This is a genomic window from Metabacillus schmidteae, assembly GCF_903166545.1.
Lineage (GTDB): Bacteria > Bacillota > Bacilli > Bacillales > Bacillaceae > Metabacillus > Metabacillus schmidteae.
Genome location: NZ_CAESCH010000001.1, coordinates 1,378,890 through 1,396,343, shown reverse-complemented (window position 1 = coordinate 1,396,343; position 17,454 = coordinate 1,378,890). Strand labels below are relative to the sequence as shown.

At 34.9% G+C, this 17,454-nt stretch carries 13 protein-coding genes and 2 pseudogenes; 2 read left to right on the top strand and 13 right to left on the bottom strand.

From position 1 onward, the window contains the following. Window positions 1-16 precede the first annotated feature (16 nt). The 12 genes and pseudogenes from HWV59_RS06725 to HWV59_RS06670 all read right to left on the bottom strand — a co-directional run bounded on the left by HWV59_RS06725 (window position 17) and on the right by HWV59_RS06670 (window position 14,267). The gene (locus HWV59_RS06725; RefSeq protein WP_175638383.1) at window positions 17-1,024 is read right to left on the bottom strand and encodes a TRAP transporter substrate-binding protein; all 1,008 of its coding nucleotides are present in this window, start codon (window positions 1,022-1,024) and stop codon (window positions 17-19) included. A 689-nt stretch (window positions 1,025-1,713) separates the two neighbouring features. Then, window positions 1,714-3,063 carry a gluconate:H+ symporter gene (locus HWV59_RS06720; protein WP_175638382.1) on the bottom strand — a complete coding sequence of 450 codons (1,350 nt, stop codon included), beginning with the start codon at window positions 3,061-3,063 and terminating at the stop codon, window positions 1,714-1,716. 129 nt (window positions 3,064-3,192) lie between these two features. After that, window positions 3,193-4,152 (bottom strand): annotated as a pseudogene (pfkA, locus tag HWV59_RS06715) (6-phosphofructokinase). A 1,636-nt stretch (window positions 4,153-5,788) separates the two neighbouring features. Next, a complete protein-coding gene (locus HWV59_RS06710; protein WP_102232363.1) occupies window positions 5,789-6,865 on the bottom strand; it encodes a helix-turn-helix domain-containing protein in 1,077 nt (358 codons plus the stop codon). 135 nt (window positions 6,866-7,000) lie between these two features. After that, on the bottom strand, window positions 7,001-7,795 hold the full coding sequence (locus tag HWV59_RS06705; RefSeq protein ID WP_102232362.1) for a fumarylacetoacetate hydrolase family protein: 795 nt from the start codon (window positions 7,793-7,795) through the stop codon (window positions 7,001-7,003). Between the two features lie 19 nt (window positions 7,796-7,814). Then, the gene (gene ttdB / locus HWV59_RS06700) at window positions 7,815-8,426 is read right to left on the bottom strand and encodes a L(+)-tartrate dehydratase subunit beta (RefSeq protein ID WP_102232361.1); all 612 of its coding nucleotides are present in this window, start codon (window positions 8,424-8,426) and stop codon (window positions 7,815-7,817) included. Next, window positions 8,423-9,337: a L(+)-tartrate dehydratase subunit alpha gene (ttdA, locus tag HWV59_RS06695; RefSeq protein ID WP_235991674.1), complete on the bottom strand. Its 915-nt coding sequence runs from the start codon at window positions 9,335-9,337 to the stop codon at window positions 8,423-8,425. The genes ttdB and ttdA overlap by 4 nt, the downstream gene beginning before the upstream one ends. A 526-nt stretch (window positions 9,338-9,863) precedes the next feature. Further along, complete coding sequence (locus HWV59_RS06690) at window positions 9,864-11,138, bottom strand: SLC13 family permease (RefSeq protein ID WP_102232360.1); 1,275 nt, start codon at window positions 11,136-11,138, stop codon at window positions 9,864-9,866. 754 nt (window positions 11,139-11,892) lie between these two features. Next, window positions 11,893-12,102 carry a hypothetical protein gene (locus HWV59_RS06685; RefSeq protein ID WP_102232359.1) on the bottom strand — a complete coding sequence of 70 codons (210 nt, stop codon included), beginning with the start codon at window positions 12,100-12,102 and terminating at the stop codon, window positions 11,893-11,895. Between the two features lie 618 nt (window positions 12,103-12,720). Then, window positions 12,721-13,197 carry a GntR family transcriptional regulator gene (locus HWV59_RS06680; protein ID WP_142385651.1) on the bottom strand — a complete coding sequence of 159 codons (477 nt, stop codon included), beginning with the start codon at window positions 13,195-13,197 and terminating at the stop codon, window positions 12,721-12,723. Between the two features lie 278 nt (window positions 13,198-13,475). Further along, window positions 13,476-13,811 (bottom strand): annotated as a pseudogene (tpx, locus tag HWV59_RS06675) (thiol peroxidase); the annotation flags it as partial. A 315-nt stretch (window positions 13,812-14,126) separates the two neighbouring features. Further along, window positions 14,127-14,267 carry a hypothetical protein gene (locus HWV59_RS06670; protein ID WP_175638381.1) on the bottom strand — a complete coding sequence of 47 codons (141 nt, stop codon included), beginning with the start codon at window positions 14,265-14,267 and terminating at the stop codon, window positions 14,127-14,129. Window positions 14,268-14,654: 387 nt separating this feature from the next. Here HWV59_RS06670 and HWV59_RS06665 point away from each other — a divergent pair, with 387 nt between their 5' ends. Together HWV59_RS06665 and HWV59_RS06660 are read left to right on the top strand one after the other, a co-directional pair. Beyond that, window positions 14,655-15,731 (top strand): Gfo/Idh/MocA family protein, encoded by a 1,077-nt coding sequence (locus HWV59_RS06665; RefSeq protein WP_175638380.1) that lies wholly within the window; start codon window positions 14,655-14,657, stop codon window positions 15,729-15,731. A 208-nt stretch (window positions 15,732-15,939) separates the two neighbouring features. Then, the gene (locus HWV59_RS06660) at window positions 15,940-16,284 is read left to right on the top strand and encodes a hypothetical protein (RefSeq protein ID WP_235991673.1); all 345 of its coding nucleotides are present in this window, start codon (window positions 15,940-15,942) and stop codon (window positions 16,282-16,284) included. Window positions 16,285-16,553: 269 nt separating this feature from the next. Here the strand turns inward: HWV59_RS06660 and HWV59_RS06655 are convergent, their stop codons facing one another. Beyond that, window positions 16,554-17,447 carry an SDR family oxidoreductase gene (locus tag HWV59_RS06655; protein WP_102232354.1) on the bottom strand — a complete coding sequence of 298 codons (894 nt, stop codon included), beginning with the start codon at window positions 17,445-17,447 and terminating at the stop codon, window positions 16,554-16,556. Window positions 17,448-17,454: the final 7 nt, after the last annotated feature.

Below are 17,454 nucleotides of genomic sequence, written 5' to 3'. Positions count from 1 at the left end.
TGGTGTACTTTGAAACTTATTGTTTTTGTTCAACTGCCTTCAAAACGTTATTAACAAAATCCTCTCCGAACCTATTTTTATACGCCTCATAAACTGCTTCAGCTTTTTCTCTAAATTTATCTCGATCTGGTTGAATAACTGTCATACCGGCATCTTGTAGTTCACTAATCATCTTTTCTTCATTTTCTCTTAAAATCTCTCTGTGGAACGTTGCAGCTTCACTTGCACTGCTTTTAATAATCTCCTGCTCCTCTGGAGTAAGCGTTTGCCAAAACTCTTCACTAATGGCTACAGGTAATGGCATATATTGATGTCCAGTTAAATTTAGATAATCTTGAATTTCATTAAATTTACTAGCATACGTATTTGCGATTGGGTTTTCTTGAGCATCGACAGTACCTTGTTGTAAAGCCATATATAATTCGCCAAATGCCATCGGTGTAGGGTTAGAACCAAATGCCTTAAAGGTACTTATTGATAGTGGAAACTCCGGTGTTGTAATTTTCAAACCACCTAAATCTTCCGGTTCTTCAATTGGTTTATTTGACGTAACATGACGGAAACCGTTCTCAAAATATGCTACTACTCTTAACCCATCTTCTAATAGAGGTTCTGCCACTCGCTGTCCAATCTCACTATCCAGATTACTCCACGCCTGTTCGTAGGAATCAAATAGATACGGTAATTCAAACACACTTATTCTTTGATCATATTGACTAAAAGCACTCGCGGCTACCATTTGAAGGTCATTAAACGTAACACTTTCTATCATTTCCACCTCAGAGCCGAGTTGCTCATTAGGATACACTTGCACTTTCATTTTTCCATCTGATTTTTCTTCTACAAGTTCTTTAAATTTCATAACAGCTAAATGTCTTTCATTTGATTCTGCAGCGCCATGTCCAAACCTAATGATGGTTTCGTTATTAAAGCCTACTGCATTACTAGTAGTTAAGAAAACTACTAATATACTTAGAGCTAATCCTATTGTAAAAATGATCATCAACTTTTGAAGCGTTTTCATTTTATCCCCACCCTCTGATCCTTTTTATTTTTGGGTTAAATAATGAGAAACCTAATCTAATTTGGCCTTATTTTGGTAAGCGCTTTAATTTTATTTAGTTTTACATGCAATTTTCTCAAGAAGTTAAGTGTAGAATAATTTGGCTGTTTCCGCATACTTTGTTGTTATTTAATTCAGTTGATAGTAAATAATAGTTCGTTCCATTGCGCTCCAAAAACTTGCTTCCCGCAGGAGTCAAGTTTCTTCCGCTCCATTCCACTATAGAGTTAAACTATTATTTAAAAGCAACAATCTTTACGAAAACAGCAATTATTAAAATTAAAGAGACTTATCCTGAGCCATGTTTATATTGCACAGATGGGTTATGTAATCCTTTACATTTTCACAAAAAATTCGGTAAAGTTAAACATACCTCATAAAAATAAAGAACACACTATACTTTTTCTTCTTGTTCACTTGTCTACTAAGTAACCTTGTAGTTAAATTGTACTTTTCATAAAACTAATTGTCAAACGTTTTTTTGATAAAGCATATTGTTATTCATCATTTTCTTACACACTCTTCTCTTATAAAAATAACGTTTCACATATAAGCCAAAATAAAAAGATGCTCCAAAAGCCAGGCTCTTTGAACACCTTTTTTATTATTTTGTAGTAATTTACATTTTGTAAAGACACGATATTATCTATCTAAATAAATACATCAAGAATTAAAATAAACCCTAATCCAACTACAGCTGTAATAGAAGAAAGTACACTATAGGTTGCAAAGGTTTCTTTCATGGTCATTCCCATATACTCTTTTACAATCCAGAATGCTGCGTCATTTACATGTGAGCCCATACAACTTCCGACCCCTGTTGCAAGGGAAACCAATACTAAATTAACGTCTGGGGTTTGGCTCAATATCGGGATAACTAAACCTGCCGTTGATAATGTGGCAACCGTACCGGATCCGAGTGCAATACGTAAGATTGCAGCTACTGTCCATGCAAGTAGAACTGGTGAAATGGCCTTTCCTTCGAATAGTTGAGCGATATAATCCCCTACTCCGCCATCTATAAGAACTTGCTTAAAAGCTCCTCCTCCACCAATGATAAGAAGGAGCATTCCTAAGGCATTAATAGATTTTCCACATGATCCCATCAATGTTCTCATTGGAATCTTCCTGGCAATTCCCATTGTGTATATAGCTAACAATAAAGATAGCAAAATCGCTGTAGAAGAGTTTCCGATAAAACGAATTAATAAGATAACGCCATTATCCGAGAAACCTACTAATCTCTGAACAAAATCTACTATTGTTCCAAAAGTCATTAAAATAACCGGAAAGATGGCTGTAAAAACACTGATCCCGAAACCAGGGGTCTCGTCCTCTTTAAACTCTTTTTGTTCACCTATTGAATCCAAATTACTTTCTCTTGAAAATGTAGCTGGCATCCATTTCTCTACTAATCTTGTATACCACACTCCTGCGACTGCAACAGTTGGTATCGCAATGACAATACCGACGAGTAAAACTGTCCCCATATCTGCCCCATACTCCGCAGCAACAGCCGTCGCACCCGGGTGGGGTGGAAGAAAGGAATGCGTTGCTAATAAGGTAGCACTCATTGGAAGACCTAACTTAATAATCGAAATGTTTAACTCTTTGGCAATCGTAAAGATAATAGGAATTAATAAAACAAAGGCGACTTCATAAAATAAAGTGATTCCAACAATAAATGAAGCAAACACCACAGCCCACTGAATTTTCTTTTCCCCAAACCGGTTTATTAACGTCATGGCAATACGGTGTGCTCCACCCGCATCTGCAATGAGTCTACCAAGCATAGCACCGAGTCCAAAGATTAAACCGATATGACCAAGAGTCCCTCCTAAACCGCTTTCAATTGTATGAACAATATCCCCTGCAGGAATTCCCAATAATAAAGAAACAATAAAAGATACAATAATTAGTGACACAAAGGTGTTCAGTTTAAATCCCATAATTAATATGAGTAATATGACAACTCCAATAGCTGTAAATAATAATGGCATAATTGCCCTCCGTTCTACTATGCTAGTTCTCTAGTATATCCTGTTCATTTACTTTTCGTAAAAGAATTTCTTATACATTGTCATTTCCTATATTTCCTTTGTTAGCCCTTACAAACCTTTCCGGTAAGCTTATGTTGATAAATTAAGTGCCAGCTGATATAAAGAAATGTCGATTTTATGAAGTTCTTTGGCAGCTTGGTTAAAATGGGTGTGAGTAATTTTTCCATCCTTTATACTAACCATACTTCCATGCTTACCTTCTAGTAGAAGATCAACCGCTTTTGCTCCCATTTGACTACCAATCATTCTGTCATAAGCAGTAGGGGTTCCACCACGTTGTAAGAAACCTAGGACAACTACTCTTGAATCTAAACTAATATGTTCTTTTAATTCATCTCTTATTTCTTCAGCACTACACACTCCCTCTGCAACTATGATGATAGATTCCTTATTCCCCTGCTCTCGTGCCTGTTCGATACGGGTAATAAGATCTTTCATTTGGTAAGTAGCTTCTGGAATGATAATTGATTCTGCTCCTGTACAAAGTCCAGACCATAAAGCAATATCCCCGGCATCACGCCCCATAACCTCTACAATTGTCGTCTTCTCATGAGAGTATGCTGTATCACGAATCTTATCAATGGCATCAATAGCCGTACTTACTGCCGTATTAAAACCTATTGAATAGTCTGTACCAGAAATATCGTTATCAATTGTTCCTGGTATTCCCACTACTGGAAGTCCCTTTTCACCTAATTTCATTGCTCCTTGAAAAGATCCGTCACCACCAATTACGACTAGACCTTCAATCTCTAAATCTTTTAATGTTCGTATGGCATTGAACTACCACTCATCCTGTTTAAAACGCTCACTTCTCGAGGTACGTAAAATGGTTCCGCCTCGCTGGATGATATCCTTTACATTCTTCTGATTCAGGGGAACAATATTTCCTCCTATGAGTCCCTCATATCCATTGTAGACCCCGAATACTTCTAATCCTTTGTTAGCCCCGCTCAATACTACAGCCCTAATTGCAGCATTCATTCCAGGAGAATCCCCACCGCTTGTTAGCACAGCAATTTTTCTCATAAATTCCCCTACTTTCATTAAAAAATATATAAGATTTAACTGTTTAGTAAACAAATTAATGAATGAACATCACTCTCTTGTTTACTTGTCTACTAAGTAAACCACATATTAAATAATAATTTTATTCTTAGTTACTGTCAACTATTTTAAAGTACTAAAAACCCAATATACGATTAGAACAAAAGAGATTTTAAGAAATCTAGACATGTAATTGTTTTCTTCCCTGATGTTCCCGTTTTCATCAGAAATGCTACCGTTACCATCGGCTTTGCCTTTATCAAGTGGAAGAACGATAATGATTACATAAATTTCGTTCATACGAAAGAAGGTAAAAATAAATGGAAAAGTTTCTACAAAAGTTAATTGAAGGCATGGAATATTACGCAAAATCATACACCATTTCTGGAAACCATAATCTCTCTAGCTCTAAATCTTTCCGGTCTAGTTCAAAGAAAGAGAAAGAGATTGAGATTAAACATATACAAACTCTTTTCGCAGCACAACATAAATAATTTACAGAAACCTGCATAGAATATGTTGGTTTTTTCTTAGGAAAAATCTGAATGAACTTAAATAAACCCCTTCCGAGTTAAGTAAACCGTTCTATTTTGAGGTGCATTTTAAAAATATATGCTGAAATGACTATCGTATTGGCATCATTATTGGTATATAAACGGTAAGACTCGCCGAAGTAATTGGCGAGTTTCTTTATTAGGGATATGAAACTTACAGGTGATAGGGTTCATCATAATTTTTTTAAATAAGATGTCTTGCCTTTATCGAAGAACTGCGAAAGTAAAATAAGCGGAGATATTCCGGTTACAATGCATAGTGGAGCGTGTTTCAGAGTAAATAAGAGGAGTTTTTCCGCTTATGCAAAGTAAAGTTATCTATTTTCGAATCTTTCGAGCCAATAGGCGGAATCTCTCCGTCTATTTCAGGCTTTTTTACTATTAATTATTAATTAAGCGGAATTTTTCCGTGTATTTATCAGCTCTGTTGCTTAACCTGATCTCCCAACCGATACGTGCGAACCCTCTCAATCCTAAATGAGGGAATCAGCAGCTTTTTAACGACCAGCTAATAAAGATAATAAAATTGGTACTCAAAACGGCACTGCAAATGACAGAAGACTTGACCATCTTTTTTAGTTTTACAATACTTACTGTCCATCATAATAGCGATGTCAATTGCTATCAAAGTTAAGGGAATTTCGTAGAAAAAGTTAATAAATAAGGAAAAAGACGTATGCCAATTCATACGTCTTTTCTTGTGTCATTAAGTAAGGATTCACCTGAAAACGGAACCCTTTACGAGTTAAGGAAGAAGTTTATTTAAGTCATTTTGTTGTTTCTTTTGGAATTATATTGTCTCCTTCTAACTTTTTAGGGAGATTATTAATAAAGCTTTGGATATTACTTTCCATCAATTCTTTGATTTCATCTGTTAACTAACAACAGTAAGGAAGGTGAAAGCACTCTTGAATGGGAGGGGTATCAAAGATAATTGTAGAATTTTCGATACAAATGTGAATTTTATACTTTTCAAAGATTAGATTAACTTCTTTTATAGACATTGTTTTAATTACGAAATAAATGCAATCAATCTTATGAAACACCGTAGTTAATAGGTAAGATTAAAATAACTTTTTTTCTATCTTCCTAACCTTTTTCAGGGTACTATCCAGCTCTTTTCGAATTTCACTAATAGTTTGATAATCTTCTTTATTTAATAGTTTTTTTTCTTCCTGCTCCTTATTATCCTGAAGTAGAAAATCAGATGATGGTTTAAATTCCTCCTGGACTTTAATTAATTCTCTAAATTCCCCTTCTGTAAGATACCTTTTTTCATTTACCAAACTTTGCGAATCCTTTTTAATAGATAATTGTTTTCTGTATTCTGAAGGCGTTTTTCCGAAGCTATTTCTAAACGCCGTATTAAACGATTTCACCTCTGAAAATCCATAGGATAAAGCAATATCTGAGATTTTTTCTTCCAAATTGGCAAGGGCATAAGTAGCTTCCCTTAACCTAATTCTAGTCAGATATTCGTAAAAGTTGATACCAAGATTAAGCTTAACGATTTGCGAAATGTAGCTCTTATTATATCCAAATACATTCGAGAGCTCTTCTAAACTGATTTTATTTTTATAATTCTTATCAATATAATGAATAATTTCATTCACGGCATCATTTTTCCGCTTGTTACTTGCCATTTCTGTTGATGATATCTCTTCTGGAGGAAAATATTTAACCAAATTTGCCGTTAACTCATGAAGGAGACTCTCACACCACAACTTTTCAGTTGGTGTATTCCCTCCCATATATTGAATCATTTCAACAGCAAGTCTTCTTATTTTCTTGAAAGGTTCTTTATTATGATGTTCACCTATTGATATACACTTAAACTGAAGTAATTGGTAATCACTAAAATAGGAGCTAAAATAAATTGGATGCAGATGAATAACCATTGCGATGGAATTTGGTTTTCTCGCAAGAGTTGCATGTCCTACATTACTATTAATAATCATGAGATCGTCTTCTGCTAATATATCGTTCCTGCCATTGTGACTTACTTCAATCTCTCCCTGAAGAACAATTAAGAGTTCCATAGCATCATGCCAATTATAATGATAGGATCCTATATAGTATACATATTGCTTAACATCAATATCTCTTTTGTGATTTTCCAACGAATAATACATTTGATCCATATAATTCACCAACTCTCTTAAAGCAATTTGTAATTCAAATTATACCCCTCTGTATTAGATTAACAATAAAAAAGCGATGCTTTTTTCAGCATCGCCAGAAAATAATATCTACAATTCATTTTTAAAAACTAATGTCTACTTTACATAATTTCTTAGTTGACCAATATGCTCTACTTCAACGACTACAGTATCTCCCACTTTCATAGGACAACTTCCTGAAGGTGAACCAGTAGCAAGAATATCACCGGGCTCAAGTGTCATTACCTGTGAAATCCAACTAATAAGGAAAGGAATAGAAAGTGACATCTGATTCGTATTACCCTCTTGGACAACTTCTCCATTTAAAGTGGTAACAATCCTTAAGTTAGTTGGATCTATACCCGTAACAATACAAGGACCCAACGGAGCAAATGTATCGAAACCTTTTCCTCTTGTAAACTGAGGATCTGATTTAGTAAGATCTCTTGCTGTCACATCATTAAAGATAGTACAACCAAAAACATAATCTAAAGCTTCTTCTTCCTTTACATTTTTAGCACGTTTACCTATAACTAATGCTACTTCTCCCTCTAATTCTACTTGTTTGGTTAAATTAGCCGGCGGAAGAATGATTTCACCTTGATCTGGAATGAGAGAAGAAGTGGGCTTTAAAAAAAGAAATGGTTCACCAAGATTTGCCGTCCCACCAGTCTCTTTTGCATGCTCAGCATATGTCCAACCAAAATTAACAATTTTCTTGGGAACCACCGGCTCCAAAACCTTTACTTCATTATATTTTACTCTTTCGCCATCAAACTTTAGTTCATTGTTAACTACATCAGTGAAATCACTAGACAATTGTATAATTACATCTTCATCAACAATTCCATAATACACTTTACCTTGGTACTGATAGCGAACTATAGTTTGTGTATTCAGTAATGTCTTCATTCCACACGAACTCCTTCACTTACTTGATAAATCGAACCTGTTTGCTAATGAGTTCATATTGTTCTTCCTTCTTTTTATTAAACTCTATCTTATTTTGTTCAAAAATATTGTTTCCTTCTGTATCGATAGAAACAATTAGCGGGCCAAATTCTTTTACTTCACATACCCAAAGTGATTCAGGCATCCCTAGATCTTTCCAATGCACCTCTTTTATTTGTTCAACTTTTGTTGCTGCAAATACAGCATTTCCAGCTGGAAAGACGAGATGGAGTGCTTTATGTTCCCTGCATCCTTCTTCGGTATTTTTTCCCATACCACCTTTACCTACTATAAGTTTCACACCTGTTTCTTCAATAAATTCCTTCTCAAATTTCTCCATTCTCATACTAGTTGTAGGACCAACTGAAACAATCTCGTAATTATCATTCCCAAGGTCCCTAACAATAGGACCTGCGTGAAAAATTGCCTTTCCTTTAAGATCAACTGGTAACGGAATTTTTTCTTCAATAAGTCTTCGATGGGCAACATCCCTGCAGGTTACGATTGTACCAGTAAGATAAATAATATCTCCTGTTTTAATATCCTTTAGATCTTCATCTTTTATTGGTGTTGTTAATACCTTCTTACTCATAGTGTTACCCCCTCGTGAGTATCAATTTCGTAATTCAAATTAGCGTCAAAGGTAATTTTTCCTCGTCTATGAGACCAACATCCTGTATTAATCGCCACTCCAATAGTTGAAGGATGTCGTGCGGTGTTCACAACATTTACACCCATTAGAGATTTAGATCCCTTTAGACCCTGAGGTCCGAGACCAATCGCGTTTATTCCATCTTCAAGGAGTTTTTCCATTTTCGCTGCATTTTGATTTGGATTTTTACTTCCAACTGGTCTCATTAGAGCCATTTTGGAGTTCATAGCGGCTGTTTCAACAGATGTTCCAATCCCTACACCTACTAGAAGTGGAGGACATGCATTGAGTCCGTAACTTGTCATTCGATCAAGTACAAACTTTACGACGCCTTCATACCCTTCACCAGGCATAAGAACCGTTGCCATTCCTGGAAGGGTACAACCTCCCCCTGCCATATACGTATAGATTTCTACTTTGTCACTATCTTCTTCAATCTCCCAGAAGATACTAGGTGAACCATTACCGATGTTTTCTCCTGTATTGTATTCATCAAAAGTCTCTACTGAGTTATGACGTAATGGTGTTTCTTTCGTTGACTTATATACACTCTGTCTTAAAAGTTTTTCCAATTGTCCAATTAACGGGAAGTTCTCTCCACACTTTACAAAATACTGAAGAACTCCTGTATCCTGACAAGATGGTCTCTTTAACTCATACGCTAGTTTTTGGTTTTCTTCCATCGTTTCATAGATGATTTTTGAAAGAGGATTTGTCTCTTCTTCACTTAGTTCTTTTAGTTTAGCTTCTACATCTTTAGGAAGCTTGTAGCTGACAAGGGAAATAAACTTTGACATGATGTCTGTCATTTTTTCTACTTCTTGTTTTTTATCCATTTGTATTTTTTCCATATTAACTCTCCTTTTTATACTTACTTTAGTTTAGAAGGAACATGATAAAATCTGCTACAAAGTATCTTTAAACAATCCTCAGTTATTAGATTCATTACAGCTATGAATAATGAATCTAATAATAAATAGTGGACTAATTTTTAATCTCCTAAAAAGAAGTATCTTTGAGGATGTTTCTTATTCAAAATCTTAAATTATCAAAATTGTAAACGCTATCCGATTATTTAAAGGTTTTTCTTGTTTTTCCTAGTTACCTAGAACTTTCAACCGTTTATCTACTTGAAATCAATAAAAAACTAACCTTTTCATTTCATTTAAACAAAGCTATTCACAAGAGGAGTTCATGGATTTATAAACTATATTTTTATCTTTTTTTAAACCTTACATTCTAAATTAATACCTTAGTAAATATTTTAGATTTATTTTTTTATAGCTCTATTTATAAAATCTTGTTTTTTTCAAGTTATCTTTCTACATAATCACGTTTAACAATCAAAACTTACTATATCTCCTTATCGATTTCTGATTATGGATAGAAAGGGAAAAGAATTGGTAACAAAATCATGGCTACAATTGTTGAAATTAAAAGTAATGGTGCACCCGCTTTTACGTAATCTTTAAACGTATAGCCTCCCAAACTGTATACCATCGTGTTTGCCGGCATTGCAATTGGTGTTAAATAAGCACAAGATCCTCCAATTACTGTTGCCATTAAAACAGCTTTTGGATCTGCTCCCATTACATTCGCAATCGAAAGACCTATTGGAACCAATAGTGCTGTAGTGGCAGTATTGGACATAAAGTTTGTCATGACTGCTGCTAAAACAAATACAACGAATAATAAGAGATAGGGTGACGGATTCTCACCTAAGGTGCCAACAATAGTACTTGCTAATAAGTCTCCCGCACCGGATTTCACCATTGATTCTGCAAGTGCCAGTGAACCTACAAATAGCAAGATCGTATTCATATCTATAGATTTCATTGCATTTTTCTCTGAAATAACTTTTGTAGCAACTAAAACCAATGCCCCTATCCACGCTGAAATATATAACTTCACGCCAATTAGATCTTCAAATATCATGGCCAAAATTGTTAGAATAAGTACAATTAATGCCACATTCTGTTTCCATTTTGGTACCTTCGAGTAATCAACTTTTTTACTATAGATATTATCTGAATCCAGGGGATCATCTTTTCTATCCGGGAGCAGTTTATATCCGAATATACCAAAATATATAATCCCAATAATAAGCATTGGCAGACCAACTTTTGCATATTCAAAGAAACCAAACTGCAAACCCATTTCCTGTAATGCCGACTGAGCTATCATGTTACCTGGAGCACCAATTAAACTAAGGTTTCCTCCCATTGCTGAAGCCATCACCAAAGGCAAAAGTAGTTTAGATCGAGCAAAACCAGACTTTGCAGCTATACCTATTAGAACTGGTATAAGTACTGCTGCTGTTCCTGTATTAGAAAGAACTCCAGACATTAAACCTGTAATAACCATTACAGCAATGATTAACTGTCTTTCTGTTTTCGCAAACTTAGTAATTACTCCTCCTACTTTCTGAGCCATCCCAGTATCAAAAAATGCAGCACCTACAATAAACATGGCCATAAAAAGAAGAACATTACCATCTACAAAACCCGCAAATGCTTCTGCTGGGTCCAGAATTCCAGTAAGTGTAAGCCCAACAGCAACAATCATTGCTGTAATTGAAAGTGGTATCTTTTCCCAAGCAAACATAATAACAGCGAAAAGTAAGAATAATAGTGTAATAATTTCAGGACTCAATATAATATCCTCCCTCCAAGTAATTATTATCTTAACACACCTTATGAAAACGCCTTCATGCATTGAATGTTAAATCATTAGGAAGATTACCGCTATTCACTTTTTTGAAAGCGTTTTAATTTCTAACTCTACTTTTGTGACCTTTTATCAACCTTTCTAACCAAAAGAATATAAAGAATTCCCTATTTATAAAATAACCTCAAGTAGAGATTTCAAAGGTTGAAATCATTAATAGGCCAACTGAATTATATTTTCCGCTCAATTTTTGTTAAAAAAATTAACTAAGAAGAGTTTTTATAAATAAAAATATAAAAAATTTTTTTCTCTTTAAATGTAATCAATACATTACGCATTAGCCTTATATGATGACAATGGGAGGCATTCGTTTCCTGTTCATGTTTTCACTGTTAACAAAGATGTCGCTCCCACACTTTATACATCACGTTAATAATTGAATTCTTCTTTGAGGAATATAGAATCAAAAAGCTTAATAAATGAAAGGTTAATGAACATTAAAAAACATTGGGAAGGACTTAGCACGAGGGAAAGGATTAGAATAAACGCTGAACAAAAGTCTATACTGCAACTATTGAGTGTTGGGAAGGGTTTAGGAAAGACTTCTTATAAATAGAGGGTTAGAATGTAGATAAGTAAAATTACTAGCCCCTCAGAGTTTGTGCCTCAAAGCACGAATCCATGTGAGGAGCGTAGTTACAAGAGGAAATCAGAACCACAGCAAGGTGAGTAACACCACCTAATTGTATTTTACTTTTAGTTCTCCCATACGAAGGCTGCCGAAAAATATAGCATTACTAATCATAAGAATCATAAATGGAATACCACCCTCCCCATTGGTTAAGAACAGGAAAAATGTATATATAAATAAAGAAATTGAAAAAAGTAAAAACATTGCAATCCATAATTTATTCGTCTTACTTTTCTTCATTTCATCTGTTTTTCTCATTTGTTATCCTCCTTCATTTAAATAGTTGACCAATTATTGTATTAAGATTTTTTGCTAATACTAAAATCAAGTATCATATATAATATAGGATTTACAATTTAACGCGTGACAATACACTTTTAGGTATGTTTTTCTTAGTGAACCCTTTTCCTTTTTGCATGCAAATGCAAACTCACTTAACTGTCTACAAACAACTACAAAAAAGATCCAATAAAAAAACGCCTTTTCTCCTGTACTATTAAGGATTTAAGACGTATTAATTACTCAAATTAAGTTGTGGTAATAGATACTTTACACGAAGTTTATATTCCGAGATTAATAGGGACTTTCCTTCCCCCATTAGTTTTTTATATCTTTTCAATATATATCTGACTTGAAAATTAGTTAACGTATTTATTATACAATCTCAAATTTATTTATAACTCGTGAAATCATGTACTTCAACACTGTATCGAGTATAGTGAAGCCTTTCTACCTTATGGTACTGAATCTTGCTTGCACTATTATGAACATGGTATTAACGATTGCTTCAAATTTTTCCTCCAACGTAAAAGACTGAGCAGGACAGTTCGTTAATACATGTGTTCTGCTCAGTTATTTTTAGAAAACAGTATTCAATTAAATGGACAATGCACCTGTAATAATACCAACTACTATCATGACAAGAGCACTGCCAACAGCGTATTTAGTAGAGAATTTAATATGGTCACGAAAATTTATACCAACAAACCCAATTAATACATAAACAGAGCCAACAAGAGGACTTAACAAATAAAGAGGCTGACCAAGAAGTGATGCTTGTGCAATTTCTAATTTGTTGATTCCAATTTGTGAAGCTGTTTCAGCTAAAATAGGAACAATACCAAAATAATAAGGACGTTCGCCATAAAGAAAGTGAATGGCATGCTCGTCAAAACTGTATTCCATAACAAGACGATGGTCAACATTCTGTACATAACGTCCGCCACCAGGTTTTGCAATAACAATTCCTTCAGCCTCTAATACTCGAAGAGCTTCTCTCAGGGAAGTTCTACTGCATCCAAGCATAGTAGAAAGATCCCGCTCGCCAGGCAGATTGTCATCTTGTTGAATCACTTGGATAAATATTCTACAATTTTTATAACCGGGTGGATACAGGTTTGACGAAAAAATTCCTTAAAAATACTTTCCCACTAATAATCCCGTTTTCCTGAAAGAAGGCATATAGAATTCCCTAAAGACCAGTTAATAACACTTATCTTTAGAGTATTAAAATATATATACTCCAGATGTGAAGGATTCATTTAGTATAATTTAGATACTATTCTTAAAAAAATGAACCAAAAAGGAGGAGCTAACTAAAGGAACCTCCTTTTTTTGTATTTTATTTTCACTTACCGTGCTGCTTTAACAGCCTCAATTGCAGCCTCATAATCAGGATGATTTGAAACTTCGTTTACATATTCAACGTAAGTAACCTTATCAGTTGAATCAATAACAAAAACGGCCCTTGCTAAAAGGCGTAATTCTTTAATATGAACGCCATATGCTTCACCAAATGAAAGGCTACGGTGATCAGAAAGCGTTTTAACATTTTCTAGCCCATTTGATCCACACCATCTTTTTTGTGCAAATGGTAAATCAACGCTGATTGTTAGCACTTCTACACCGCTTACACTGGAAGCATCTTCGTTAAAACGACGAGTTTGTGCATCACAAACCCCATAAATAGTTCTTGGAAGCCAATACTCCTAATATGGAATATTGGCTTTTTTGCAGAAACTCAAAATAAAATAAACCTTTTCCGAAGTAAGGAAAAGGTTCTATTAATCTACCTTTACATAGGAAAGTAATTAATAAGAAATCTATAAATGAACTCGAGTTGAAGATGATGGATGCAAATCAGAACTGACGTCACCATTTGTTGTGCGGTTGACTAAACATAACAAAAATAAGCGGCCTTGTTTTCACCTTTACTGGTAAACAAGGCCGCTTAAATTATTTTTTCAATCATTACTTTTTATCCCTTTCGTTTACATATTAATCTAATGTTTTATCATTTTATCTTTAAACTTTTCCGTACTATTATCTTTTACTTGATGGATCAAATATGCAACATAAGAGTTTAGTTCAAATCGATCTCTTTTAACAAAATCCGAAAACGTTAATTTGCTTTGTTTAGACACTATTTATCCCCCCCTTGTTTAAATCCTTTATCTAAATAGTTACCATTCTATTAAACTTTTATACATACAAATAAATATACGGAACATAGAAAAAACATTAAACTCTTTAAATCTGTTCCTGGTATCAGCCCCACCTACGCCAAATACTTTGACAGCCACTCACGCCATCCAACCTATTGTTATTGTAATTGTAAGCGTTTTCTTTTTCAAGAGTTATTAGAAAACAAGTTTCGACATAAAAGATAATAGACAAATGTTTCTCTGGTTCCTAAAATACATTTTGCATTGAACTTTGTTTGTTTATTATGTAATCTAAAAATATTTAACTGTTTTCTAGTTTCATGTACTCTCTGTTTGACTGACAAAAAAGGTTGGAGGTAATTACCGATGATTTCATTTAGTATTATTGGAGGTGCCAGTTTTAGGGCTCAATATTACCTTAGAATTGCACATGCACTTCCTGAGCAATTTCGTGTATGCGGAATGGTTGTTAGGAACGAGGATAATGGATTGTATTTAGAACAAAAGTGGAATATCTCTACTTACAGTACTCTCGATCAACTCTTGGAAAATGAAAAACCTGACTTTGTGGTTGTATCCGTTAGTGGATCAGCATGTCCTGGCTATTTGCTTCAATTAGGAGAGCTTGGTATCCCCGTATTGGCAGAAACTCCCCCTGCTCCATCAATAGAAGAGTTAGTAACCCTCCATGAAAAACTAACCAGCAGAGGAGCTAAAGTACAAGTCGCAGAACAATATCATTTACATCCAATACAGGAAGCGAGACTTTCCATCATTCAATCGGGGAGAATAGGAAATGTTTCACAGGCCACTGTTTCGATTTCTCATTTTTATCACGGCGTAAGCTTAATGAGAAAAATGCTTGGGATTGGCTTTGAGGATTCAATCATAAGAGGAATGCGATTTACAGCACCAATCGTTGCTGGGCCAGATCGCAGCGGACCTCCAAAAGAAGAAAAGATGATTATGGCTGAACGAGACTTGGCCTGGGTTGAATTTGATGGAAAGTTAGGAATCTATGATTTCACAAAAGACCAGCATCGTTCGTGGATTCGTTCCAATCATCTGTCAGTTCGTGGAGACAAAGGGGAAATATTCGATAACCGTTTAACATTATTGACTGACTATTCAACTCCTGCTTCCTTGGATTTAAAAAGGATTAATAGAGGGGAAGAAGAAAACCAAGAAGGGTACTACCTTGATGGAATCATGGCCGGAGAACAATGGATCTATCGCAATCCTTTTGTCCCTGCAAGGCTATATGATGATGAAATTGCAATCGCTTCATGCTTGAAAAAGATGGGAGAATATATTGCAGGAGGCCCAAGTTTTTACAGCCTTCCTGAGGCCTCACAGGACCAATACCTCGGTCTTATGATGGAAAAGGCCATCATTTCTTCAGAAATCGTTAAGACAGTTCGCCAGCCATGGGCTGAAGTTTGAATTCAAACTTAACATGTAAACAACATTCTATTTAAAGCCAATTATTCTTATTTGTTACGAAGATATTCCAATATCTTATGGATTAAGAGTTTTAAAGTTTCTATCGAACCTAGAAATTTACTAAGGCAATTCCAATCACTAAATAAAAGAAGCTTATTTACCTAAGATTACATTCCATGATTTACGACACCTCCATGTTACTGCATTAATGGCATTGGGTGAAAATCCAAAAGTTGTTGCTGATCGACTAGGTCATAGCCGTGTTCAAGTCACTTTAGATATTTATTCACATGTTAGTACAGAGTTACAACGACAAACTGCAAATAAGTTTGAACAAGATTTTTTTAGTGACAATGTACATTCATCATTTAAGCTATTTTTCACAATTGGTAGTGAAGAAGCAAAAAAGCTCCAATCCCTTATCTACCAAGGAATTGAAGCTTCTCACTCTGATGATCCGAGAGGGATTCGAACCCCCGACCCCTACCCTGTCAAAATTGGGTGGGGAATTAATAGAGTTAAATGTAATATAACTGCGTTAAATAAGTATTAATAAATCAACGTTTTTTAGCTTGTGGTTGTAAAATAAGTTAATTAACATCAATGAAATAAATTAAGTCTGTGCAATTTTTGTGCAATATTAGAGTATTGGTCTAGCTAAGGATATCAAGCTCTTGTACCAAAAAAGTTACCTAGATCGTATTTTAAGATCAACCGGAACATTCATGGATGACCTATTTTTCATCCGAGTCCCCAACTTTTTATACTTCCTTAATTAAAAGGCCGACCTTTTCTCGTACGAAGGTCGGTTTATCTCCATGATTAATTTTCGGAATTATCTATTTTATTTTGATTGAGGTTTACATTTACAATTTGTGTAAGTGCCTCTTTGTTTGGCGTAACTGGGCGACCAAGAATTTTTTCAAAATCATTGCTTTCAATTTCAAGTGAACCATTTCGAATGCTTTCTTGAATTCCTACTACTATCGGAATCACAAATTCTGGTAAACCTAAACCTTTCATTACTTCGGCATATTCTTCGTCACTAACTTGTTTTACAGGTATTTCTTTTCCTAATACACTACCAAGAGCGGTAACCAATTCTTCTTGAGATAAAAGCGCACCAGAAAGTTCATATACTGTATTTTCGTGCCCTTCACCTACAAGAACGGCTGCTGCTGCATCTGCATAATCTTGTTGTAGTGCCCAGCCAACTTTACCAGTTCCAGCAGAAGTTACCCATGGAGCTCCTGCCATAGCACCTTGAATGCTACCAATTTCATTTTCCAAATACCAATTATTACGCAAGAAAGAATATGGGATACCCGTCTTCATGATGGCTGCTTCTGTCGCAACATGAGGAGGAGCCATTAAATTTTTGCTTTCTGTTGCATTTGCGATACTTGTGTATGCAATAAATTTTATCCCTGCACGTTCAGCTGCTTGCACTGCATTTGTATGTTGACGAATTCTTGTATCATTATCACCATCTGCAGAAATAATTAATAAACGATCAATCCCTTTAAAAGCATCATCTAATGTTTCTGGATGGTCAAAATCACCTTTTCGAACCTCTACTCCACGAGCTCGAAGTCCTTCTGCTTTCTCAGGATCTCGAACACTCACCGCCAGCTCACTCGCAGGTATAGATATTAATAATGACTCCACAACCTTAGATCCTAATTTTCCAGTTGCACCTGTAACTAATATTTTCATTTATATT